The organism is Pseudomonas sp. NPDC089395 (assembly GCF_044749525.1).
In the GTDB taxonomy this organism is placed as follows: Bacteria; Pseudomonadota; Gammaproteobacteria; order Pseudomonadales; family Pseudomonadaceae; genus Aquipseudomonas.
In genome coordinates, this window is the sequence record NZ_JBIVID010000002.1 from 272,447 (window position 1) to 297,722 (window position 25,276).

The 25,276-nt window shown below is 56.4% G+C and carries 14 protein-coding genes and 3 pseudogenes; 9 read left to right on the plus strand and 8 right to left on the minus strand.

Annotated elements, in window-relative coordinates; all coding sequences use genetic code 11:
- Positions 1-142 precede the first annotated feature (142 nt).
- Positions 143-418 (minus strand): helix-turn-helix domain-containing protein, encoded by a 276-nt coding sequence (locus ACIPZG_RS06245; RefSeq protein WP_254465760.1) that lies wholly within the window; start codon positions 416-418, stop codon positions 143-145.
- Positions 419-560: 142 nt separating this feature from the next.
- Between ACIPZG_RS06245 and ACIPZG_RS06250 the strand changes: the two genes are divergently transcribed.
- The 6 genes and pseudogenes from ACIPZG_RS06250 to ACIPZG_RS06275 form a co-directional block, all read left to right on the plus strand.
- Entirely contained in the window at positions 561-1,022 is a 462-nt protein-coding gene (locus ACIPZG_RS06250; protein ID WP_400711168.1) for a hypothetical protein, read from the plus strand.
- Positions 1,023-1,213: 191 nt separating this feature from the next.
- Entirely contained in the window at positions 1,214-1,972 is a 759-nt protein-coding gene (locus tag ACIPZG_RS06255) for an SIR2 family NAD-dependent protein deacylase (protein WP_400711171.1), read from the plus strand.
- Between the two features lie 78 nt (positions 1,973-2,050).
- Complete coding sequence (locus ACIPZG_RS06260) at positions 2,051-3,232, plus strand: Fic family protein (protein WP_400711174.1); 1,182 nt, start codon at positions 2,051-2,053, stop codon at positions 3,230-3,232.
- Positions 3,233-3,855: 623 nt separating this feature from the next.
- On the plus strand, positions 3,856-4,467 hold the full coding sequence (locus ACIPZG_RS06265; RefSeq protein WP_400711177.1) for a hypothetical protein: 612 nt from the start codon (positions 3,856-3,858) through the stop codon (positions 4,465-4,467).
- An 89-nt stretch (positions 4,468-4,556) separates the two neighbouring features.
- Positions 4,557-8,351, plus strand: coding sequence for a hypothetical protein (locus ACIPZG_RS06270; RefSeq protein ID WP_400711180.1), 3,795 nt, complete (start codon positions 4,557-4,559; stop codon positions 8,349-8,351).
- Between the two features lie 266 nt (positions 8,352-8,617).
- A pseudogene (locus tag ACIPZG_RS06275) lies at positions 8,618-8,734 on the plus strand (IS5/IS1182 family transposase); the annotation flags it as partial.
- A 16-nt stretch (positions 8,735-8,750) separates the two neighbouring features.
- Here ACIPZG_RS06275 and ACIPZG_RS06280 read toward each other — a convergent pair.
- The 3 genes from ACIPZG_RS06280 to ACIPZG_RS06290 form a co-directional block, all read right to left on the minus strand.
- Positions 8,751-12,707: an NACHT domain-containing protein gene (locus ACIPZG_RS06280; protein ID WP_400711183.1), complete on the minus strand. Its 3,957-nt coding sequence runs from the start codon at positions 12,705-12,707 to the stop codon at positions 8,751-8,753.
- A gap of 327 nt (positions 12,708-13,034) precedes the next feature.
- Positions 13,035-15,848 (minus strand): TrlF family AAA-like ATPase, encoded by a 2,814-nt coding sequence (locus ACIPZG_RS06285; RefSeq protein WP_400711186.1) that lies wholly within the window; start codon positions 15,846-15,848, stop codon positions 13,035-13,037.
- Between the two features lie 232 nt (positions 15,849-16,080).
- A complete protein-coding gene (locus ACIPZG_RS06290) occupies positions 16,081-16,344 on the minus strand; it encodes an antitoxin Xre/MbcA/ParS toxin-binding domain-containing protein (RefSeq protein WP_400711189.1) in 264 nt (87 codons plus the stop codon).
- Positions 16,345-16,768: 424 nt separating this feature from the next.
- Between ACIPZG_RS06290 and ACIPZG_RS06295 the strand changes: the two genes are divergently transcribed.
- Positions 16,769-18,418 (plus strand): hypothetical protein, encoded by a 1,650-nt coding sequence (locus tag ACIPZG_RS06295; RefSeq protein ID WP_400711192.1) that lies wholly within the window; start codon positions 16,769-16,771, stop codon positions 18,416-18,418.
- Between the two features lie 377 nt (positions 18,419-18,795).
- Here the strand turns inward: ACIPZG_RS06295 and ACIPZG_RS06300 are convergent.
- A pseudogene (locus ACIPZG_RS06300) lies at positions 18,796-19,626 on the minus strand (IS3 family transposase); the annotation flags it as partial.
- A gap of 18 nt (positions 19,627-19,644) precedes the next feature.
- Between ACIPZG_RS06300 and ACIPZG_RS06305 the strand changes: the two are divergent.
- A pseudogene (locus tag ACIPZG_RS06305) lies at positions 19,645-20,193 on the plus strand (SDR family NAD(P)-dependent oxidoreductase); the annotation flags it as partial.
- Between the two features lie 226 nt (positions 20,194-20,419).
- A complete protein-coding gene (locus tag ACIPZG_RS06310; RefSeq protein ID WP_400711195.1) occupies positions 20,420-21,859 on the plus strand; it encodes a PucR family transcriptional regulator in 1,440 nt (479 codons plus the stop codon).
- Positions 21,860-21,924: 65 nt separating this feature from the next.
- Here the strand turns inward: ACIPZG_RS06310 and ACIPZG_RS06315 are convergent, their stop codons facing one another.
- From ACIPZG_RS06315 to ACIPZG_RS06325, 3 genes are all read right to left on the minus strand, one after another.
- The gene (locus ACIPZG_RS06315) at positions 21,925-23,436 is read right to left on the minus strand and encodes a CoA-acylating methylmalonate-semialdehyde dehydrogenase (protein ID WP_400711198.1); all 1,512 of its coding nucleotides are present in this window, start codon (positions 23,434-23,436) and stop codon (positions 21,925-21,927) included.
- 63 nt (positions 23,437-23,499) lie between these two features.
- Entirely contained in the window at positions 23,500-23,850 is a 351-nt protein-coding gene (locus ACIPZG_RS06320) for a cupin domain-containing protein (protein WP_012314472.1), read from the minus strand.
- 15 nt (positions 23,851-23,865) lie between these two features.
- Positions 23,866-25,248, minus strand: a complete 1,383-nt coding sequence (locus ACIPZG_RS06325) for an NAD(P)/FAD-dependent oxidoreductase (protein ID WP_400711201.1) — start codon at positions 25,246-25,248, stop codon at positions 23,866-23,868.
- Between the last annotated feature and the right edge of the window lie 28 nt (positions 25,249-25,276).

A 25,276-nucleotide genomic window follows, 5' to 3' on the forward strand; every position in this document is an offset into this window, starting at 1 on the left:
ATGTAGAAGGGGCCACCTTAGCAATGGAATGATCTACGCATGACTACGCTGCTCCCCGAAGCGGGTTCCAGTTAGCAGCGATGGTAGTCGATTCACGGCGGCATGAACACTATAGCGCTCATTTTCGGCGCTGGATCGAGGGTCAAGGCTTGAGCGCCTCTTTTTTCACCTGTTTGATCAGCCCGTCGAAGCCCATATCCGGGTTCTGGATAAGGTATGCAGATACGATGAGGCTGAGTGGGTGGATACCCATGCGGCCGGCCAGCTCTTCAATTTTTTGAATAGTCGGCGACTTGAGTCCGCGTTCGAGGGAGCTCACGTAGGTTCGGCTACTGACCACGGCGAAATCTTCCTGGGTCAGGTCGTGAAGAATGCGCATGCGCCGCAGTGCCTCACCCAGGGATTCACGGATTTCCATCATCATTCCTCTGAAAAGGAATGATGAAGCGCTATCGAACACGATAGGGCTACAATCTATAGTGTTCATTGTGGGATAATTTGAGGTTTCCAGCCCTGGTGACCGTTCGCCAAGGGGTATGCAGCGCTCAGTGGAGCCCGTTTTGATCTATTTGTCCGAATCTCACACCCGTACTGTCCGTACAGGTTCTTATTGTGAAATTGAGGGGATGTGCTTTTGGGTAACCTTGCGGTCGCTTTTCAACGGTGAGAGCGAGCGAGCAGCTGTTGTGGAAGATGCCTACGAACTCAACGTTTTCCTCACCCAGGCCAAGGGCGTTGAGATCGCACAGGTACAAATGCTATGCCCTCCATCCATCAGCGGACGTCCGCACTGGAGCCTGGAAGAGCTTCGTAAGATAGTGATTCACCGTGGGCTTGAGTGCTCGCAAAGCGCGGTGATTTACGAGACCGCGGTGGCCACCTACAAATTAGGAGATCTCGATTTACGCCTGCGGAAACGATCACATGCGTTGTACTCGGCGCGAAGCCTGGAAGCGCGAACCACCAGCGTGGCCCTTCCACCTAAACCTGCTGACGAACCGCAGTTGTACGCACACTTTTGATGCAGAAGCGCACACCGTCATTGCCCATTAAAACCCGACGGGAATGCGGTTTGGGTTCTGCGACTGTGAGCCTGGCTATTTCGGCACGAGGCGCTCGTAATGGCTGTGCAGTTAATAACGTCAATTCCGATGCCGCTGGCGGCCGTTATCCTGACAGATCTCCCTGCCCCTCGTTAGGCTGATGAATACCCATGGACAACCTAGCAAAAGCCGCTGAGGCACTGCGGTCCGCGCAACATATCATGGTGTTTACCGGCGCTGGCGTTTCCGCCGGCAGCGGAATCCCGACTTTCCGCGACGAACTGACCGGGTTGTGGGAGCGCCAAGACCCGCAGCGTTTAGAAACGGCGCAGGCATTCCGCGAAAATCCGGCGCTGGTTTGGGGCTGGTACCTATGGCGGCGCCAGCAGGTAATGCAAGCCAAGCCCAATGCGGCACATCAGGCGATCCATCGGTTATCTGGCAGCGGCCGGAGTGTCACCGTGGTCACTCAGAATATTGATGATTTGCACGAGCGGGCAGGTGATCAGGACGTCCTTCATCTCCATGGCAGCCTGATGCGCCCCAAGTGTTTCGCCTGTCATCGATTTTTCGTGGAACCGCTGGTGTTTCCGATCATCCCAGCGGAAGGCGCATTGATAGAACCGCCCCGCTGCCGCCGGTGCAACGGCCGCTTGCGTCCAGCTATAGTGTGGTTTGGTGAGGACCTCCCGCCAGGTGTATGGAAAGCCGCCAGCCAAGCAGCACGACAGTGTGACATCTTGCTTTCATTCGGGACTTCCGGTGTGGTCAGGCCTGCTGCTGACTTACCTGATATCGCGTTAGCGTCTGGTGCAGTGGTCATACACGTCAATAACGTAGATGTATCCATGAATGGGCCGAGCGAGATCATGCTGATAGGCCCTGCTGAGAAAATACTGCCACAGCTGATTGCTCTGGCGTTGAAATGACCATCCACTACCCAGCAAGGAGAAAGCTTTGAAACGTTCTAAGCCGTTATAACTAGCAGTGCAAAGGACTAGGTGGCAATGGCATTCACCCCGTACATCACCCAAGACAAGGCCACGGAGGAGCTGCTGGAACAAATCATCCAGATCATGAGGCTCGACGAGGCCCTCCACACAGGGATTCCAGCCCCATTACGCGTGCCTATGATGAATCTGGTACAGCTTGTAAATTCGTACTACAGCAACAAGATCGAGGGGAATTCAAGCGCACCGATCGACATTCTGAGGGCCGAGGAGAGTCCTTATGAGATCGAAGGCGACCAAGGCCTGCAAGAGGTTAAACGCCACATTGACGCCCAGCGCCGGCTCGTCAATGAGCCAATCAACAAAGTCACCGTGTGTGCGAAGGTCACAATCGCACGCCTACATCGCGAACTCTATGTCGGAGTGCCTGAACGGATGCTGGAAATGCAATCATTCGAGCCAGCGATTTCAGCGCGCATGGTCCCTGGTGAATTTCGTAAATGTGAGGTCCGCGTTGGCCGACACATCCCCCCTACTTCGCAACAGATGCTGTTGCACCTCAACGACTTTGAGCGCGTGTACCGTCTAGACTGGATCCATGGGCAATCGCGGCTCTTAGCCGCTGCTGCCTCGCATCACCGCCTGATGTGGATCCACCCATTCATGGACGGCAATGGACGTACGGGCCGCCTATTCACAGATCAGTACCTCAAGGCTGCTGGCTTGAGTGGGTCTGGCTTGTGGTCCATGAGCCGTGGGTTCGCTTGCAATATCGCCGCCTATTACGAGATGCTGTGCGCTGCGGATGCTCCGCGCCAAGGCGGATTAGACGGCCGTGGCGAACTATCGGATAGCGGTTTGTTGCGCTGGACTAGATTCTTCACTGAGACAGCACTGGAACAGTTGCAGTACTTCAGTAAGCTGCTGGAACCGGAAAGGCTAAATGATCGGATCGACGGCTATTTTGAGATGCGGAGCCGCCGCGCACTGTCAGGCAGTAAAGGCGAGCAACTGCCTGAACTGCAGATTAAGTGCCGTGATATCTACAAAACGCTTCTCTACTTGGGTGACCTGCAACGCAACGATATCCGTGCGCGCCAGGGTCTCGATGAGACTACCACGCACAGCCTACTAAGTCAGATGTGTTTAGAGGGGCTGATCACTTTGGACCGCCGTCAGTCGGTATCCCTGAAGCTTTCGCGGCGCTCGATAGATTTTCTGTTCCCCTCTCTCTGGTAGTTTGTCCCCCACGAGCATTTCGGTTATCGAGTAGCTAGTTCAAAGCTAAGCCGTTAAAGCGTGACACGCTCGGAGGCTTTCAATTTCTACTAACCGCAGCCGGTAATTGCCATCCTTGCCGGTATACCCGGTAAGTCGATGGGTAATAAGCACATCGAGATAATTGAGGAAGAGCTGCCTCTCGTTGACGCCTAGTGCGGGTGGCCACAGGCGCACCCTGCTGGACAGCGATCAGCAGATTCCTTAGCTCATGCGCGGCACTGTCGGCAAATGCCAGTAGCGCGATCCCCTGGATAACCCTGCCAATCTTCGATTTGGTGCGCCACTCTGGCGGCAATCACCTCGGGTTTTCTGCTCCGTCTTCAGCAATTGATCAGCTAGGTGGCCGGAAGGCGCACGGATGCCGGCGGTACCACGTGCCCTCTTTCCCCGCGCCCTCCCGGCATCACCCTGCTCGCTTCGAAGCCTCCGCAACGGTCGGAACAGCGGAGCATGCGGACTTGAGTCTTCCGATCATGCATGGCCAAAAGCTATCATAGATAGCTGCATGCGGCGCGCTCGGTATCAAGCTCCCGCCTTCTGCAGGTCCGCCAGCCAATCGACTTACTGTTAAGGACAACCAGATGCGCACCACCATCATGACCCAGATGCAAGCATGGACCCGTCAGTTCGAACGTCAATCCGACCCTGAATCAGACCTGGACGATGACGACTTATTCCTCGATTACAAGTTGCTGGGCGTAGCGTCGTTCATCAAACATGTTGCGTTCGAGCACGATGACCTGGAGCTTTTAGCGTTGGCCTCCAAGGTGGAAATGCAAGTAGAGCGGGTGCTTGCGATGCAGAATGAGGCTGAGCATGAACGTATGTTCGCTCAAGATCAGTCCTACGCGCAGCATGAACGCGTTCGGGAGGTATGCATCCGGTATTTCTATACCGAACCTGCTTTCACTGTGGACATGTCTAAATACCGCTCGATGATCGAGGTGGCGGGAGCGTTCTCCGATCCCCAGAAGCTGACGGGTTTGATGAACTACATCGACGCTGATCGCGTGTTGAGCAAAATTTATGACCGGGTCAAAAGTCGCCTGCGCCGCTCGACGGTTGATGCCAACACGTCGCCATCGTTCGAAGACGTGAGCCAGGCCTACAACCTTGAACTGGTGGAAATTTACCGGTTGGCCGACCTTCACGTCTCGCGCGTTCTGCAGCAATACGCAGTGGCGGCTGGCTAGTCGACATCCTCCAGCTCTTCGCGGCGCACTCAGTCCCCTCCGTCGCGGACGTGTCATTCACTTCATTGCTGCGAGCTACCATAGCGAAGATGCAAAACTACTCGGACAATTGGCGGTTGCTCACCACTCTTACGGCGAAAGTCGCTGCAACCCATCAGAGCGCGGTTGCGCGTGACTACAGTGAGCACGCTAATGCGCAAATGCTCGGCTGTTTCCTCGCTCATGCCAAGCTCACGACCCCGAATCTCGGTCGCGACGGCGTAAAAGCGCTCTTTACAGGGGAGCAAGCCTGGCCCCTGCAAGATGGAACCTGCCGCTGGGTCCGCGTGGACGTTTCGGTTGATCAGCTGGAAGAGTTGGGGGTGATCGCTTTCTACGGTGATTGGTGTACCGTCCATAGCGACTCGATCAACGATGCACAGGCGCTCGACCTCTCACTGCAACCCATGCTCGAAGCGCTCCGAGTGTTACGTGACATCCGCGCTGGCAATGCCGGATTTGCGCCACCGCAATACAGCCTGCCATTCGATCAAGCCCTGCAATTGCTAGTGCCTACGTTTGGAGAACGAACTGCCACCGCATGGCTCGAAAGCCTCGAACATCATGCGGATGGCTGTAGGTGGCCTAGCCGCGACAGTCGATTACCAGTGGAGGCAATTACTCAGCTATGGTTGACGCTACGTAGTCGGTTGGACCCGCCACAAGCGTTCAAACTCTGGCTGGAATGCCAGTGCGTTGGCCGGGATTGGGTTCAATCGATCGACTTTGCCTACCTGCCGGTTGATGAACGGCAGGTCTTCATCGAGCAACTGACCGCGCACCTGGCTACCGATCGCGCACTGGCAAAACCGCTGGCCACCTTGCAACGTCAAGCGTGTAATGCAGATCGCCTCTCTCAGCTGCTTAGACCGGTCCAGGAGCGTGTTGATATCCATATTGACGCCGAAGGCGTGCGCACTACCTCGCGCCGCGAGGTCCCTCAAGTAGCCACCACCTTTAGCTCACTAGCCGCAGAGTACCCAACCGCGTTGGCCTGCGATGCTTCACCGCTGCAATTCGTAGTAGCGTGTGAGCGTCTCCGCCACGTCAGATACGGGATGCCGCTTTTTCACCTCGGCCTGCTGCTGACGGTCATTGATGAAACGGTCCGGGTGGAGGGAGCGGCCTTGATCTCCACTGGCTTCGCGGAGCGTTTGCTGGAGCTGGCGCACTCACGTCCAATTCTCAAATATCTAGCATTGATGGCCTTACCGCAGTTCAGCAGGAGCAAGACCTATCTGTTGCTGCTTTTGTCCAAGCCGGAGACGTGCGATGCGGCACTGTATTTCCTGGTCAATCATTCGCACTACGAACGACAGGCAATGGAGGGTGCTGTTGCGCACAGCCTTGACAGCGGCTACCACCAAATCCTCTGTGGCGAGTACTGCCGCACCATCGCACAGGAGCTCGAAGCCGGCGAACGTCTGTGCATGATGGTTGAATATCTCGCCTGCAGATGCAATTGGTCCATCAGCGCCTTTGCCCGTCGGCCAGAATATCGACTCCTGATCACATTTCTTCAAGGCTTGAGTGAACGCCAGGTTGTGCAACTCAGCCACGCGTTCACCGGCTCACTGCTCACCAGTGCAACTTGTACTTCCCACAGAACCGCTGAACCGCAAAAGTACCTAATCGCCTTCTGGCTGCTGGAACGTTTGGAGCAGATTACTCTGAGTGCCGCCCTCACGTCGAGGTCGGCGTTACTGTCGGCGATACTGGAAGCGTATGCCAACGAATTTTCAAACAGCATAGCTACAGCCAGCCGCACACTGGAACCCGAGGAGTGCTATGCGGTCCTGCCTTGGGTTAGCACCGCGGAACACGGGGGGCTGACGCGCTGGCTCAGCCTGTCTCATGACCACCACTCCTGGCTAGCGCACCTGAGCTCTGCCAATGCCAATAGCTTTGCTGTAAGCCGGGCGATACGCCAGTACTTGCAGGTACTAATGAGCATGCAGCCACCCCAACTCAACGAGCAAGACCATCAACGGGTCATGCATCGCGTGGCCAGCATCGTTATTGAACTCGGCTTTGGTCAAGGCGAAGAAACACTCTGGCTGTTTCACCCCGGACTGCAGAGTGAACGAGACCGCGTATGGCATCAGTTTAGCCGCTATGTCGGGCATTTTCCCGATAGTCTTTTTGCGGACTTCCAGGAACGCTGTTTACCTCATGTCCCCTTGGATTTGCTGTTCACCTTGATGGAAAACTGCGCCCTGCTCCATCGTCAACAACAGTTGAAACAGGCCATCGCACAACGACACGGCACGCGAACCGAAGAGATGGGGCTGACGGCACTGGAGGAATCTTTTATCTCAGCGGTGAACTCGGGCGAACTCGCACTGGGCGGCACCTTGATTCAGGCGGCGATGGATTTCATCGGCGCCGAACGATTTGTCCAGACGCGCAACCCGTTGATCGTTCAAAGCCGAAAGGCTTGGGCCAATTACCAATTCAAATGGCAGTTACTTACTCTCATGGAGCGATGGCGTCATGCGCCTGATGCCTATGCTGAGAAGGCTACGGCGCTGGAGATTCCGCACGATCTAAGAGCTGTATCTGAGGCTGAAACGGAGCGAAAACTGCACCAGGACTGCCAAAACTTCCGTCAATACATCATCGCGGCTGCGTATCGCGACAGTGATGTTGGCCGGTGCGCGCGAAGCATGGCTGAACTTTTCAGCAGAACCCAAGACCCCTCACACGGTTTGCTCCTGCTGCAAAGCCGGATCGACATCTACCGTCAAGATAGCGATCGCGTAATACTGACTCAGACCCTGCACAGCTGTCTTGCCAGCATTGCGCATCTGACTCCACCGGACATGAGTGCTGCCTGGGCAACGGCCGTACTGGAAGCCTACGCGCTGCTTGGCGATACACCTAAACTTGATGCGTTCTGGACTCAGCTCTCAGGACACCAACAGACACAATTGGAAATCCTTCGACCCTATTGCCGAGCACTCATTCAGCGTGGCGAGGTATTGGTCGCACAGCACCTGGCGACCCGCTTCCGCGAACTCAACCCGCTGGCGCTTCAATCGGGTAGCTTCACCCAGCTCATGGATGAGTTGGCCAATGCAGCGCCACCCCAGATTACGCTGAGTCAAATGGTACAATTGATGACCCACGACTCACGCAGGTCCGTGGCTCAGCTCGTGGCAGATTACCAACAACTGCTGGCGTTGGATTTCCATCAGTACGTTGAAGTGGTAGGCAACGGGCTCAGCACCGAGACGTTTCTAGCACAATGTGTGTTTGAAGTTGCCGGCGAACTGCTGCTTCGCAAAAAAAATCTGCAGTGGCAGGCGCCGCCCTCCTCCAGACTGGCTAATCGTCGAATCACCCATGAAGACCTGATCAACGATTGGTTCACCTCGCTGTTTGACAAGCGCATGGCGGAAGCACGCGTAGGCATAAGAGATCAAAAGCGCGCGGGGGAGTCAGCGTCAGGAATGTCTCCTGGCGAAGCGGATGGGGTGATTACCGATGCCAAAAACCGTCGATTGGCCATCGTGGAGGCATTTCGCCTGTTTAGCCTAGATTTGACGGTCATCCGTGATCACCTGAACAAAGTTGCCCGTTATGATCAGGAATGCCTAAGCCCGGTGTTCATCTTAGCCTATTGCGACGTCAGCGACTTTGCTGCACTGACTCATAGTTATGCCGAGTTGATAGGCAGCTTGGCGTATTTTGGCTTCCAGCACGGTGTTGATTCCACGCCCAGCGTGGTGCCACAACCGAATAGTAACCTGTGGGTGACCCGCGAGTATCGCACCAGAGGTGGTGCGTCCATCACGGTGTACCACTTGCTGCTGAACATGCGTAGCCCGGCAACCCACGAATGAATTCCCTGAAGTTAGGAGTCGGCGCTTGAGGTGACCGCCGATGGCTCATGAAGGTGTGAGCTCAGCTCGACTGAGCCACACGAACCGGCGCCAAAGACGCGGTTCACGGCGCCCGTCATGCACTATTTCTATCCCGTCGCAATCCTAGGTGAAGGCGCACAAGAGCTTCGTTGGCGTCTGAAAATCTTGGCGATAAGGATGAACGCGTCCGCTAGAAAACACGCGGACACCATCTCCCGGAAGGTGAGTTCGCCGGACGCTGACAAGCCAGTGACATCAGCTACGCCCGGCCACTGCTGGACCTCAGCATTCCATCAAGCCTACGAGGTCATCCACGCAAGCGCTGCAAATGGCTGCTTGTCGACAAAGGCTACGGCGTCGAAAAGCATTCTGTTTTGGCTAATGCCTCACTAGATCAAGCACGAACACAATGACACGTCCTTCTCGTGCTGACTTACTTTCGGTAACAAGCAACTCCCGAAGCTCATGAGCCGTTTGAGGTATCGGCATGCCTTTCCCTGGATTTCTAAGGCGCTTATTCGGTGGTTGTTGATCGCCAAACCAGAGGACGAGATAGATGCCGTGGTCTTCTGCACGCCAATCTCGCGTGTAGAGCGCCTCTAACTGCTTGTCGGCACCCCGCCAGAGTTCTGAGTGCCACTGCCCCTTCACTTCGATAGGAACTCGAAGTTTACCCGCTGAACACGCGATATCGACTTCTTTGTCCGCAGCAACGTGTGCCTCTGGATCAAAAGTGATCACTTTCGATCCCTGGCGAAGTAGCCCCAGCAAATGATCACGACAGCGCTCCTCTGCAAAAGCGACACCATCGTCGTCATAGAAACCGCGCCACGATTCTGCGTCGTCACTCTTGACCTTCGCCTGGGCGGTCGAGAGCTCTTCGAGCACCAACGCCTGCAGATCGGCTGCGGACACAGGGAGAAGATTGCGCGCAATCGCATTTATCGCCTCGAGCGTAGGAGGAACATAAACCGCTTCGACGCGAATGCGTGATTGCTCAGCTATAACAATCTTCACCGTCTCCGTGTAACCGTCTGTTGGAGCACTCTTCAAGCGCGCCAACGCAGCGACCGCATCTTCGCAGGTGTCATTCCCTAGGCGGTGGATGAGCTGGGTCAAATAGTTGCTCGCGTCCCAAGGATTTGTATCGCCAGAGGTGGTCCCCATTGGACGGTCTACCTTCGGCCAGCGAGGGCGTAACGTAGCGATGATCCATTCAAGCTGTATAGGACTAAGATCAATGACAGCTTCGCCGAAGTGGCCAGCTGTGCGACTCCGCAAATGCCAGAGCAGCTCGGGCTCAATCGAAGAAGCATTGAGCCGGGCTACAGTCGGCTCATAATCAACAATAAGGCCAATCGCATCCCAGTTTCGCCTTCTCTCAGGGTCGGTCAGACCTAAGTGACCTGCCGCTGCACGGCGTAATGACTCGAATCGTCCTGAGCGAACAAGCCGATCGATCAATTCTGCTTCTGGTCCGATCGGCATATCTGGAAAGCGTTCTAACCATTCCGTAGCAAGCTCGGCTGCAAGCTCAGCATGGCGCTCGTCTCGCACAAGTGAATAGAGGCCATCTACTGATGTACATCTAGCTTGAAGTTGAGGCTCATGGTAAAGCCGCATTGCATTGCCCCAAATGCCGCGAACCTGGACAGCGGTCTCTATCGCATCCCTTAAGCCAACAATCCCAGCTTGATCGTCGATGTGGGAGCGACGCAGTTCGAACAGTCCTGCCATAAGACGCTCATCAGAAAGGTCGTCGAACCCTATACCGTTCCGAAAACGTTCGGCGAGTGCGGCGACGATAATGTAGGCAGCTTCATAGTACCGACCTTTTGCAAGGCTTTCCGCAATGTCGTGCGCCGTGGGATTGGCTGGTTCGAGTACCATGAAGGCTTCGAACCCTACATGCGCCACCTCCCCGATATCGTCTCCAAGCCATTGAGCGACGCGCTTGTGAGCTGGCACATCGTCTCCAATGTCATTAAACAGCTTGAGATAGGCTTTAGCAGGGGCGATGACAGTGCCGTAATCGCCTGAGCGCATTTCATCGAGATGAAGCGCATAATCGTTTCGCTGTCGTGCGTGTGCAGCTGTTTGCTTTGCTCGGCGAGCGCGCTCCCTTTCATCTTGCTTGATCTGCCACTCTGACAAAACCGGCGCAACAAGATTTTCGACCCACTCCATTAACTCAGTGGAGTGCGCAGCGAAGCGTCTTGCGACTGCACGAACCTCAGAGCCGTTTTGTTCGTCATGCGGAGTGAGCTGAACCAAATGGCGCCAACGTTCATCGCTGTGATCCGAGTGATCAAGCGTCTCGAGTAACGCAATCACATCAGCGGCGGTCGGCGCAAAAGCGGATGACCGCTCTCTCAACCGCCAGGCTAATTGCCAAAGATTGTGATGACTGGGTCGTTCGAGTAGTACATATCGCTGTACGGCCTGGCGTAAACGATCTTCGCGGCGTATGAGGATCTCGAGCTGCTGGCGAGATTCGCGGTGATATCCGGTGCTAGCATCAAATGGTTCTAGCCAAGACCAGAGCTTTTCGGCGGTGACGCCACCGGTTTCTACGCGACGTGCGGTCAGGTGATATGCGAAATCAGTTAAGGCGTCATTTCCGGGACGGTCGTACCGCTTGCCAAGTGTTTCGGCTGCTACGGCTAAGCGGTCAAGTATCCCTTCAATCCTAGAGTCAGGAAGCCGCATTTTTAGGCCTAACAGTACTCCAATCGTACCGCTGTCATTTAGGGCATGAGCGACCACCAGGTCGACGATAAGTCTGTCGTCTACTCGCTCGTAGCCAATCTCATCAATCAGCTCGATGGCTAGTCGAGTCGAAAGTTCATCTTCATAGCCGTGTAGCGCGTGCAGGATAGTCGACCAATCATCCTCACCATCTATTTCGGAAAGAGCATCACCTGCGGCTCTCCGGATCGCGAAAATCATCTGTGGGTCGAGAATTATCCTTCGCAAATAAACTGTTAACTGTGAAGCAATCTTTTGACCTTTTACTGCTTCGAGCAGAAGGAGGCATAGACCAAATGGCGTGTCCGGCGCTGTAAGCAGTCGCCGTATGTCTCCGATGAGCTCGGGTTGTGCGATGCCACGTAACGAATAGGGTTGCCAAGCCCGAAAACGGGGATTGTCGGTAGCCAGTACCTCTAGTGCGGCAAGTAGCGAGCGAGCCTGCTCGACGGTGAGATCGTCTGCATCACCATATTCGATCACGCCCATTGGATCAGTGGAAATTACCACTTGAGCAAGCGCAGGCTCATGAGCAAGCCACGCATGAATACCACGGAGACTTGCCGGCACGAGTCCATGGCTGTGAAACATTGAAAGCAGGCGCCTGCGTTTTTGCGGAGTGTCAGCCTGTTTTACAAGCCATCGAGCTCCCAGATATTCGCCGACACGACGATGCACATAGCCGAAGCGATTGGCACCATCGGCTTTGAATAACCGTGTGCCAAGCATTTCCCCTATGAATTTTCCGTCAGGAAGGTGAGAAATTTCGGCGAGCGGCACCTCGCCTTCAGCGGAGTTCGCTGCAGATGTTCGAGCGATTGCTTCGCTGCCGGTAAGGATCAAACCAGCAAAAGCAGCGCCTGCGGCGTCAAGAGCTGTTTCTCGTGCGAGCTGGATGTAGGCCTTTGCATCCCGGTGTTCGACCCACAAAACTTCTACTGCTCGGCTGAAGAGCTCACTACGTGTCTCCGGCAGATTTCCCGATCCGGCGACACTGGATATGAGTTCGAGGGTCTGCGGATTGCCAAGTAGTCCGTTGAGCCCGCGCGCGTTGAAATGCTCGACCACCGTCCTAGCAATCTCGGCCCCAAGGGAGGCGCATAGAAAGGTTGTTACGTCATCATCATCAAAGGGCTGTAAATGCAGCTCAAGCGGCTCCAGTGGATACTGCTCACGAATAGCCTCTATGCCAGTGGCGCTACGCCAGTCCGCGACACGACATGACAGAATGAAGTGCGGGCAGCCAAGTCTTCCGAGCTGGCGTAGCACTAAGTCCACCGCATCACCTTCTTTTTGGGCGTTTACTTCATCAAGTGCATCAATCACCAAAGTCTTGGCGTCGCCGAGTAGCGTCCTCGGGTCATGACGATTGATCAGTTGGCGAGCAGTGCAACGTGCATAGCCGGGAGCGGCTGCAAGCCATTCGAGCAGATGTGACTTTCCCATTCCCGCTTCCCCGAGAATGAGTAGAGGTTCGGTCCGTTCATGCAGCTCGCCTTGAGAAAGCGAGGCCCGGTCGTTTTGGGTTTCGTACCAAAGCGTCCGTTCGATAATCTCGTGAACCATCAAATTTGCGCATTCGCTCATGTCTTGCCAACGCCTCACCTGGAGCCCAAGCCTGATTCTATCCTGCTGAAATTCAGGGTTGATCACGCATGTGGCAGTGTCTTTTTCTGCTCGCCTACCGCTACGAGGTGCCATTTTCCCTTTAGGTCTGATAACTGAACGTTATCCGACCCTATCGAGGCAAATCGTAATAAAAAATACGTTGTACGTAATGCTTAACACGCTGAGGTACGAATCCCGCGCAATGAGGCGTCGGTACTCCTTAAAATTGGCAATGAGGGGTGCGGGTCCTGCATGAGTCCCCCGCACGCTGATTCACGCCGCCTCAGTGCACCTCATCACATGAATTTAGAAATGGTATTTTTCGAAGCGCCGTTTGAAGGCCTCCGCTGAGCCTTCCATGATGTTTAACACTGCATTGGCGGTATCCGACTGATCGAGCCCGCCTACGGCTAACCGCTCGCCACGCCCGTTTTTAACATCCAGTGCAAAGACCAGGTCAGTGTCAGCATTGACGGGAAGATTGGCATTATGGGTCGCCAAAATCAGTTGCCGGCGATTCTTGACCTTACGCAGCAAGGGCACGAGCTCATGGTAGATAAAGTTCGAATCCAGCTCGTCTTCTGGTTGGTCGATGACGATAGGGCCGTCGCCCTGCGCCAGTAACAGCTTCAGCACCGCCGTGTTCCGCTGCCCCTCTGAAAGCGCCCGACTTTGAATGCTTCCGACCAGGGTCCCATCGGCGCGGTACAGTTCAAGATCAACCTGGTCCTCGATGCGAGTCAATCGTGCAGCGCGCCATTTATCCTTCTGTTCAGCGAGATGCTTACGAACATCGCCAGTGAGCCCCTCCAGTTGTTGAGGCACAGGGATTTGCTCGGTCAGGACGGTTCTGATGTGCAGCCAAGGCGAGTAAGTCGCTGGTTGATTGGCGGCCACATGGTTCTGAAAGTCTGCAAACAATACCTCGCCAATCAGTGTCCATGCCCTGCCGATGCGGGCGCGCCCGTCCGGGGCCAGCCCCTCCCAAACCTGTTGAAAGTGAGCTTCATCACCCATGGGCTGCACGAGGATGTTGATCGAACGATTGGCTTTCTCGGAAATTTCCCCGGCGGTTCGACTACGAATAGACAATTGTTCTGCCCATAATGCGTGCAGCTCTTCTACTAGGGCGGAGAGCTTTTCCACCGCAGGCTCGAGGCCCTCGATCTGTTTGCGCAGCTGTTCCAGGTTTGCCTGTTTGATCTGCCGCGTCTTGTCGATTTCCTGGAGCCGCGCGACGTCCTGAGGCAGCAGTCCCCTGTCCTGGCAAGCCTGCATAAATCCATCTTTAATGGTCGTCAGCTCAGCCGACACCGCCTGCCAACCCTGCATACGCTGCTCTAACTCAGCCTCTTCCCGTTGCATGGACGTCGCCAGCGCGACCAGTTGTTCTGAGTATTTCAGACGCAGCGCCGACGCACCTTCGGTGTAGGCATTAAACCAGCCCGCCATGGGCCAGGTTTCGATCTTGCCATTGTTCAGCACCCCCGGCTGGGCAAGCGCTTCGGCGAGTGCAGTGATTGCCTGAGCGTCGCTGACGGATTGAGCCTTGGCTTTTTCGAAGTACTGACGACTGGCCTCGGCTCGCTGGAACTGCAGCGCTTCTGCCTGAATTTCTTTACGGGCTTGCCACTGACGATTGAGCTCAGTCAGTTGTTGTGCCACGTCCTTCTCGGCATTGCGCAATTCGGCCAATTGATCGGAAGCGGCAAAGACCTGCATGATTTCAGCACGCAGCGTATTTTCACGGGCTTTGAGTGCCTGCAGCTCTGCACTGCAGGCCTCATCTAGCATGCTCAGCAAGCTGCTCTCGCCCCCGACACTGGTGAGATCGCTGAGTTGTTGCTGGCTGTAGAACTGGATGGGGATCTGCTTGAGATAAGCAGCAGTATCCAAGACTTCACCCTGCACAATTTGGTGAGGGCCGTCCGGCCGCAGCGAAATGACATCCACTTGACCGGGCACCGACTCCCAACCGAGCTGGATCTCGGCGTCACCAGTAAAGGTCTGACGCAAGCGGTCGAACTTCGCCTGAATGAACGCAGAGAACTGGCCACCGGTATCCCTGGCGAAGGCGAAACGCAGCAACTCCATCAGGGTCGATTTACCCGTGCCCCGGCCGCCAATGATCGTGTTCAGATTGGGTGAGAAATACACCGTCTGGTCGGCGAGGAACGTCAACCCGCGGCACTTGAGAAAAACGATACGGGGATGCGTCTGCTCATCCGAGGGGCGAGCATCTTGAATTCGTAGCCGAGACGCACCGTCCAGGAAGGCCTGACGAAGCGCCGCGATCGAAGGCTTGGAGGCTTTTACCCAGGTTGACCGATAACCCAATGAGTTCGCCAGTGGCTGTCCGTCGTCGCCCACTTTCAACGACTTGGCATCAGAGGATTGGACGTAAGCGGGCTGACGCCCACGCCTGGACCAATTCCGATCACGTCCCTGCAAAATGGACCGAATATTGGCCGGCATCGGGTAAGTGGCGACCTCCACCGCAAGCAGCTGGGGAATTTGGTAGTCGGCAATGTTATTGGGCGAGGTCAACATGCCATCGGCCTGATCGGCATGGGCCGCGATGACAAGCCCATCATGCTGCTCGACCACTTCGATCAGCTCTTTCAGGCTCAGGGTACGCCCGTCACGACGCAGCTGCAGGGGCACCCCAGCCCGAAAGCGCTCATGTTCGGCCAACCCCAGTTTGCTGAGGATCATGTTGAGACGCTGAATGTCCCGCTGTCTCTTGGCCGGCTGGAACAAGCAGAGCACGTGGTAGCCGATGTCCACTTCGAAACCTGGAAAAAGAGCCAGCGGTTCACGCTCTAGGTCCTTGGCCACCGCTCTGTTTTGTTCGACTAGATGGGTGAGGAACCAGTCCCGGGGTTCGGATTTTTCCGAGAAATTGTGATCGGTGATGCCGACCATCTGGAGCTCGAGCTCATGACAGCGTCGCAGAAAGCGCCGCGCTTTCTCCTGAATACCCAGCTCACAAGCCTTCCCGTCTACCAGTGGCCGCCGTTCGTGCAAACGCAGATCGTCGTCAGCCCAATGGCGATTATCCTCCGGCGTCTGAACCTGAAAGTCCGTTTTGAACCAACGCATGCCCTGATAATCGCTCATCGCCCCCCCCAAATCCTTTTCGCGGTCAGCTGGACTGCCCAGCATGCCATCATAGAGACAGCATACAATTTCTACGGGGGTTGGCTGAAAAGATAGGGAAATTGGAGGTGAAAGGTCACTCACGTGACACCCAACGAGGCACTACTCTGCTGCAAACCGTCGGTAATGTCTGCATAGGAGGCTTAGGTCAGGAGGAAAGGTTCAAGAGTCGTGACGACTAAGCTGGGGCCGCTCAATAAACACCGTACTCGATCCTTGTGAGGTACTGGCCAACTTGGCGATAGCTGTCGGGATCCACCAAAAGGCTGCAGGGGCAGCGTCGATCTAGTCCAAGCGCCGGGCGAGTCAGCCATGCCGAGGCTAGCCGGGCGTTACCCAGGACGTAAGCAGCCTGATTTCGCACCTGATCCTGGCGCGCGACAAAACAACGAAACTGAGCGCTCCAGCAGCGGAGACGGACTGAAGGACAAGCGCCCAGTAGCTCTATCGCCTGCATATACAATTTCCAATACCATTTTTGTCTATCGGCAAAGTTTACAGTACTGCACCGCCCCCTTCCCCTGCTTCACCTAAGGAATGTCTGCTAAGCCTCTCGCTGCGGCAGGGAATTTGTACCCTTCTGGTCGAGAAAGGTACCGTTTACGGGGCGGCCTCAGCGGCCTGCGCAGGGACCTGCCGCGCTCAACTAGCGGTGAATGCCAAACCGCGTAGCTTGAAGCTTGGTGCGCTTTGCGCTAGCGTTGCCGGACGTCGCTACATGGTCGACGTGCTGCCCACCCCTTTAGAGGCCTCGCTGGCCGCAGCTAACCGGATCGAACCATGCTCATCACTGTAAACTTCTGACCTGAGCCTTTCCGGGCATCGGGGATGGCGGGTGGGCGTCTCCGATGTCGCTCCTACTGGAGCAACGGAGAAAACTCATGGTTCCCATCGCACCCCACGAATCAATCAAAGTCCAGGCCAAGCGCCTGCGCGACCTGTTCAGTATCGACCTGACCACCGCCAAGTACGTATTAGCGCGAGGGCCGTATGGCTGTACCGATTGGTCGGATCTATGCACCCGCCTGAATGAAGAACGTCCACTGCAGCACGCCCTGCAGCTGGCCGAGCTGCCCCAATCGCCACTTGCTGCCGCGTACCTGGCAAAGCATCTGCGCCGGTTGGCCGCCTCGGTCAGTCAACTGATCCTCACTAACCGCAACCTGCCTGAGCTCTGCGAAGCACTGCGACAAGTCTTCGCGGTCCCGGGCAACCCGGTAACACTGGCCGATGTGCTGCAGCCAATCACGCCGGCTGCGTGGCAGCCCACCGACCTCAGTCCGGATCCGCTGGCGGTAATCCAGAGCCGGGTCAGTATCAACGGCGTGGAACTGCAGTTGATAGGCACCCGCATTTTCTGGCCACGGCTGTTTACCTTTGATGCTGAAATCACCGTCGAGGCACGCACGGCTGAGCCAGTTGGTGATGACCTTAAAGTCATGTGGGAGGTCGCACCTTGGTATCAAGCCAGCCGCGACTACCTGCTCGAGTACCAGCGAGGCGATGAGTGGGAGGATCTGCCGGAGTTCGTCGAACCGCACATCGTTGAGAACCCTCGCATGTCGCAGCATCGGCGCTGGCTTGCTCAGTGCCTGAAGGAGTGGTCGCAGGAGCGCCACTATAACGACGAAGGCGACGAGTTCATTCCGTTCCTGTACCAGGGTCACGCTTATCTAGTGTTTGGGGTACCGTGCTCAGAACCGGTTATCACCTCCCCCTTGCGCCGTCAGTATGTCCAGTTTGCAGACGAGGACAGTAGTTGCTTCCAGGTGGTCTTGCTCGATGGTCAACTGGTGCAGGTCGAAAAGCTGACGGCTCCCAAATCTGTTGACCGACACGAATGGGAGTACACCGACTATCACCAAACGCTATGTGATGGACTGCTGGGAGGCGCAGCCGCCGCCGGCTGGATTAACGCACCCGCGAGTGGCTGGGATGACCTGCTGTTCATCTCCCCCGCCAACCACTTCAGCCTGGAGTGCGAGTTGCGGGTGGAGATCAAGCCCGAACCAGACGAAATCCTCTGCACCTTGCAGACCGATAACCCGGACCTAGCCGTGGAAGTGCTGGAACGTGTGTCCAAGGGCCAGTTCATTCATTACGAGCGCACTGAACTGGGTGATAGCTATGGCATGCGTATCGATCTGCCGACGCAGTCCGTCCGCGCAGACCTGAGCCTGTCACTGGTTTTTATCGAAGAGACCGTCTTCCAAAGCGCCCATTTGATTGGCCGACGTGTGACGCACACCGATGAGCACGGACCCGCGCTTTACCTCGAGCTCAAACCGGCCTTGCTGAAGCTGGTGCAACGCCAATCGCTGAAGGTCTTGAAGAAGGCTATCTGTGAAGGGCAGATTCTGCGCGTCCACGGGCTACCAGAGCAACTGAAGGAAGCGCCTGTTGTGCCGCCTGATGTATCGGCATGCGAATCTTCAGACGGTTGGGAATCGAATCCCCTGACAGAACCGTTCTTCGACGGTGAAGGCCAACTGCTCTTCCGCTCGATTCACTATAAACGCGATAACTTCTAACTCGATGCTCAGCGACGTAGTCAATGCTACGTCGCTGAGCGACCGCTCCCGCTCCAGGGGCACCTCGCTTGCTGCGGTAACAATCAACTGACACAACGTTCGCATGGCCTCCGCACGTTGTTACCATACTCAACCCAACCCTCAAGGACGATCTAATGTCGAACACATCTGGTTCACAGGCCCTACGCTTCTTCCGCTCAGTGCCCGTGATTATTGCAATTCTCACCTCCCTAGCTACTATCCCCGTCTCGATTGCGTTGCTCCAGCCCAATGTAGCTGGTTTGCTTTTGATCGTTGGCGCTGGCAGCCTTTTTTGGTTGGTACTTCGAGCGAGGCTGGATCAGTTGCACAAGGGTTTCGTCCTCGCTGTGTAGTGGTCAACTCATTCCGGACACAGTTTTGAGTTTTTCTTCAGCTTTCGCCGGGGCCAGTCCATCGTTGAATTGATGGGGGCGGATCCAGTTGTAGTGGCTCATCAGGTACTGGCTAATGTCTCGTTGGGCTTGCTGCCCGGTCAGGTAGCCCGTGGTCGGTATCCACTCTGACTTCAAGCTGCGAAAGACTCGCTCCATCGGCGCGTTATCCCAGCAGTTGCCTCGGCGGCTCATGCTCTGGCGCATGCGATAGCGCCACAGTCTCTGGCGGAATTGACGGCTGCCATACTGCGACCCCTGGTCGGAATGGAACAGTAGCCCTTGAGGCTTACCGCGTTGTTCGTAAGCCACGTCCAGCGCTCTGACCACGAGGTCTGCGTCCGGCTTTTCTGATAAGGCCCAGCCCACCACTCTGCGTGCATAGAGATCCAAGACAATTGCCAGGTAGTGCCATTTGCCCTGCGCCCAAACGTAAGTGATGTCGCCACACCAGACCTGATTTGGCGCTTCGACATCAAACGCCCGGTTCAAAATATTCGGAATGTCTGGCCGCTCCACCGTGGCTTTCTTGTACGCATGCGACCCTGGCTGCTTGCTGACCAACGCCAGCTCACGCATCAGACTGCGCACCTTGAATCTCCCGATTTTCTCACCCTCATCTCGCATCATCATCTTGATACTGCGGCTGCCGGGCGCACTTCGTCCCTGCGTGAACAGTTCATTCACTCGACTGCGCAACCTCAGTCGCTCAACGTCTGGAGTTCGCCTTCTATGGCGATGTGCGTAGTAACTTGAGCGACTGACTCCGAACACCTCGCACAACCAATCAACGGGCTCTAGGAGGACCACGGGCGACTCGATATTCTGGTTAACAACGCCGGCATCATGAGAACCGGTGGCATTGAAGACGTTAGCTTTGAGCAATACAAGCAGGTCATGAGTATTAGCGCAGATGGCACCTATCTAGCATTGAAGAACATGGTGGATCTGCTTAGGGCCCGCACGCCCGAGACTCCGCAAGCAGCTGTAGTGAATGTCGCGTCCATCGGTGCACTTCACGGCGCTGCATTTGCACTGTCCTATGCAGCGAGCCGTTCCGCAGTGGTCTCCATGACAAAGTCCGCAGCACTGGACTGGGCATCGCGAAAGTACAGCATACGGGTTAATGCTGTCTTGCCGGGGTCGGTGAGAACCGAGCTTTCCCAGCAGACCTATGAAGAACTGATGAAGACGGGCATGACGTTGGAGCAGGCGATCGCGTACATGACCAATCTCCACCCAATCGGACGCCTGGGTACGGTGGATGACGTAGCGCAGGCGGTCATTTATCTGGCCTCCAGTAACGCTTCCTTTATTACCGGTACCGCACTGACTGTCGATGGCGGTCGTACTGCGGGCTAACCAGTGCCAGGCCAGTCGAAAAATAGGCAAGCGCCAGCTTAAGTCAACGCATTGACTATTGCATTTACTCTCCCTCCTCCGTGTCGCACACTGCGGTAATGGCCAAGGCTCTGACTGTGAAGTCAGAGCTCGGCTCCGCTGCCTGTAGATCATCCCGCTTATTCTGGCAATACTCGCCTGTTTGTGCAGAGTGCGTTGTTTTATCCGCGTGACACGAGAGCTTCTAATGCTGACGGTGCAAAATCTGATTGCTATTGATCCACTGAAACTGCAGGTTGCCGCCGGCATGGCGGGTATTGGACGGACCATCACCTGGGCACATACGGTTGACCTGCCCGACCCTTGGCGCTGGGTGTCACCGGGTGATCTGGTAATGACCACCGGCGTGGGCCTTCCACAGACTTCGCAGGAGCAGGTTGAATGGTTGGAGCAACTCGTACAGAGCAACCCTAGCGCCTTGGTCATCGCTCCCAGGCAAGATGCCCCGGACTTGACGCTAGCACTGCTGGAAGCTGCCGACAGGCTGCATTTTCCAGTGCTCCGCGCGAGTTTCCAACTGGAGTTCGTCAAGCTTTCACACCAAGTGATTGAAAGTGTTCTGCAGGCACAGCGGGAGCGGTTCAATGCCAGCGAACGGCTGTTTCAGACTTACGCAGAGGCACTGCGCAAGCAACCAGAAATGGCTGGAAGGCTATCGATCCTCGCCACTGCATTGGGTATGAGTCTGACCATAGAAGACGCCGTCAGCGGGCTCAAGATTGTCGAAGCCCAGGGCGTATCGTCAGAAGATGTCGATCACATCGAACGGATACCGATTGGTGGTCGCGCCCGTGCCAATCTCATTATCTCGAGTAGCGCCAGGCGTACTGCCGATGACTCCATATTGGTGCGGTCATTGGCTGGCTTGCTGGGTGTTGAACTGGAGCGTCTGATGATCCAACGCGACCAGCAACGCGAAGTAGGTGAGTCGCTGCTGCGCAGCTTGCTCGACGGTACAACCGAGTTCTCTGTAGCGTTGCCGATGCTGGAGCGTCATGGGCTCACAGGCACATTGGTCAGTTTGGCGATACTGCCAGGGCCAGCCGGTCCATGGTCAATCGACGATATTCATCACTGCCCTTCTCTGTACGCGCTAACACCATTGCTGTTTGTCGAAAGCGGACTGTTGATGGCGCTCAGTCGAAATCAGCCATCAATCTTTGAGGCATTGCGCACCAACCTTGGTGCCGGCACTGTCATCGGCGTTAGCGGGCCAATCTCAGCAGCAACGGGCCTACAAGAAGGCTTCCGACAATCCCGGCTCGCGCTTATCCAAGCCCAGGAAATAGACAAAGCAATCCTGGCTTATGGCGAGGCGGAAACCGGGTTGATCATGGCACCCAAGTCGATGCCTGAAGCACGTGCACTGGTAGGTCGGTATCTGGGTCCATTGATTGAGCACGATCGTACCCAGGGTGCGGCACTGCTGACCACATTGATTACCTTTCTGCAAAACGACGGCAATTGGAAAGCAACCGCCTTCGACCTGAATGTTCACCGCCAAACGCTTGTCTATCGTTTGAAGCTGGTTGAACAACTTACAGGGCTGAAGCCAACCACTACCAGCGGCATCGCACGTTTCTGGATTGCCATTCAGGCGGGCAAGAACACAAAGCTGATCGATTGAAATCAGCGGAATGTAAAAGGCCCCGCTGCGTGGGCGGGGCCTTTTCCGTCAGCTAGCCGATAGCCTTAATGGCTGGTCGGCATCGCGAACTCTGCGCCTTTGGCGATGGCTTGCGGCCAACGTTGCATGATGCTCTTCTGCTTGGTGTAGAAGCGCACCCCTTCCTCGCCGTAAGCGTGCATGTCACCGAACAAGCTCTTCTTCCAGCCGCCAAAGCCATGCCAGGCCATCGGCACCGGAATCGGTACGTTGATACCGACCATACCCACCTGGATACGGCGGCCGAACTCGCGGGCGATGTGGCCGTCGCGGGTGTACAAGCTCACGCCGTTGCCGAACTCGTGCGCGTTGATCAGGTCGAGCGCTTCGGCGAAGTCTTTTACGCGCATGCACGCCAGCACCGGGCCGAAAATCTCTTCCTTATAGATCCGCATGTCTGGAGTGACGTTGTCGAACAGCGTGCCGCCCAGCCAGAAACCATCGCCACAGCCGTCGCCTGCGGTCTGGCCATTGAAGCCACGACCATCGACCAGCATGGTCGCCCCCTCTTTTACACCTTGCTCGATGTAACCGGTGATGCGGTCCAGCGCAGCACGGGTAACGATCGGGCCCATTTCGGCTTCGAGGTTGGTACCATTGAGCACTTTGAGCTCGCGGGTGCGCTCGATCAGCTTGGGCATGACTTTTTCAGCGGTATCGTCACCGACGAACACCGCCACGCTAATGGCCATGCAACGCTCACCGGCCGAACCATAGGCCGCACCGATCAAGGCATCGACCACCTGGTCGATATCTGCATCGGGCATCACGACCAGGTGGTTTTTCGCGCCGCCCAGTGCCTGGACGCGCTTGCCATGGCGAGCGCCGGTTTCATAGATGTGGTTGGCGATCGGAGTCGAACCTACGAACGACACGGCCTGAACATCTGGGTGCTCGATCAGTGCGTTCACCGCGTCCTTGTCACCCTGAACCACGTTGAACACGCCATCTGGCAGGCCGGCCTGCTTGAGCAGCTCGGCGATGAACAGGCTCGGGCTCGGGTCCAACGGGCTTGGCTTGAGCACGAACGTGTTGCCGGTGGCCAGAGCAACCGGGAACATCCACATTGGCACCATCACCGGGAAGTTGAAAGGGGTGATGCCGGTGACCACACCCAGCGGCTGACGCAGGGTCCAGTTGTCGATGTTGGTGCTGACTTGATCGGTGAAATCGGTTTTCAGCAACTGCGGCGCGCCGCAGGCGAATTCGACGATCTCAATGCCACGCATTACTTCGCCCTGGGCGTCGGTGAAGACCTTGCCGTGTTCAGCGGTGATCATGCGCGCCAGGTCGTCTTTGTGCTCATTCAGCAGCGCCAGGAACTTGTTCAGCACCCGCGAGCGGCGAAGCGGCGACAGATTGCTCCAGGCCGGGAAGGCAGCCTTGGCCGATGCCACGGCAGCATCCACGTCTTTCTGCGCCGACAGTTGCACCTGACCAGTGACCACGCCGGTGGCTGGGTTGTAGACCGGCAGTTGCTGGCCGCTGGTGGCCTCGGCTTGAGCGCCGGAGATCCAGTTCATGATGGTTTGGGTCATTGTCTTTCTCACATCAAAGGGTAACTACGGTGGCGAGCATTTTTTGCTCGCCGTACTCATGTTTCAGTAGATTGCGTAGACCTTGCGTACGGTCTCGAGCACATCCCAACGGCCGGTCCACCCCGGCGGCAGGATGATCAGGTCGCCGCCGTTCACTTCTACGACTTCTTCAGTGCTGCTGTCGGTGAGCAGGGCTTTACCGGAAATGATGTAGGTGAACTCAGTGTCAGGTCGCTCGATTACTGGCCAGCCACCGGGTTGGCATTCCCACACACCGAGATTACCGACTGCTTCTGGAGCAAGGGTCTGGATGGCGATCTGTGGGTCACCCTTGTCAGCCCCTGCACGCTGGCCGGCGGGGTTAAGAGGCAGGGCCTTGATGTCGGCGTGCTTGATGATGGTGAACGAAGGCATAGGGTTTTCTCCTTATCAATGGGCGCCGGTGAGCTTTTCCAGCAGCATCGCGGTACGCGAAGGTTTGTGGGTGAAGCGTTCTTCGATATCACTCAGCGAGGCCGCGGCGAGGCCGCTGTTGATACCGAACCAACGCAAGGGTTCGCGCTCCCAGGATGGCGAGCGGTGGTTGACCAGAGGCAACGTGTTGATTTCCTCGTCGCGCTCCAGAATGAAGTTGCGCAGCAGACGCCCGGCCAGGTTGCTGGTGGCTACGCCGTCACCGACATAGTTACCCGCCCAGGCCATGCGCTTATTGCGATCGATGCTCACCGTTGGGCACCAGTCGCGCGAGACGCCTAGCGCGCCGCCCCAACGGTGAGTGATGCGTGCATCTCGCAGCGCCGGGAAGAACTCGAGCAGGGTGTCGTAGATCTTGCCGTGGATGTTGTCCACCAAATCGTCCTCGGCAGACATGCGCGAGCCCCAGTTGTAGGGCGCCCCACGGCCACCGAAGACCAACCGGCCTTCCGCCGTCACCTGACCGTAAACGCGCAGGTGGCGCATGTCGTTGAAGGCCATGCGGTGATCGAGTTTGAGCTTGGCCAGCAAATCGCCAGGCAGTGGCTCGGTGGCCAGGACCAACGAGTACAGCGGAATGACAAAACGCGAGTGTCCGGGCTGTTGGGAAGTGAATGCCTCAGTGGCACGCACAGTCATTTCAGCGCGCACCGAACCATGGGCGGTGTGCACCACCCCCGGCGCCATCTGAGTGACTGCCGACTGCTCATAAATTTTCGCTCCCAGGCGTTCTACCAACGTAGCGAGCCCGCGCACCAGTTTGCCCGGATGAATCAGCGCACAGTGTTCGGTATAAAGGCCACCCAGCGTTTCTTGAGCGCCTATGCATGTTTGGGCTTCAGCAGCCTCAAGTACGCGCCACTGATCGGGGAGCCCAAAGTGTGCCGAGGATTCGACCGCTGCCCGGGCCCGCTCCATCTGTGGTTTGCTGCGTGCCAGCGACAGGAAGCCTTGCTTGGCATAGTCAGCGTCTACCCCTTCCAGAGCCAGTACCCGGCCAATCTCATCGACTGTTTCGTTCATTGCAGCCTGCAGATGCAGAGCCGAATTGTGCGAATACAGCTGCTCTACGCGGTGCAGCGAGATCGGGAAAATTGCCGATGCCCAACCGCCGTTGCGCCCAGAGGCACCAAAACCGACTTCGTTTTTCTCCAGCAGAACTACGCGCAGAGAAGGATCACTCTTGAGCAGGTAGTAGGCCGTCCACAGCCCTGTGTAACCCGCTCCGACGATGACGACATCGGCCTGGACCGCACCATCCAGTCGCTCACGCGACGGGCTTGGCGCGAACCACAGCGGTTTGTTGGGCAACTGGGACAATTCGTATTTCGCTGACATGCTGTTGGCTTCCCATTGAGGGCCCCGG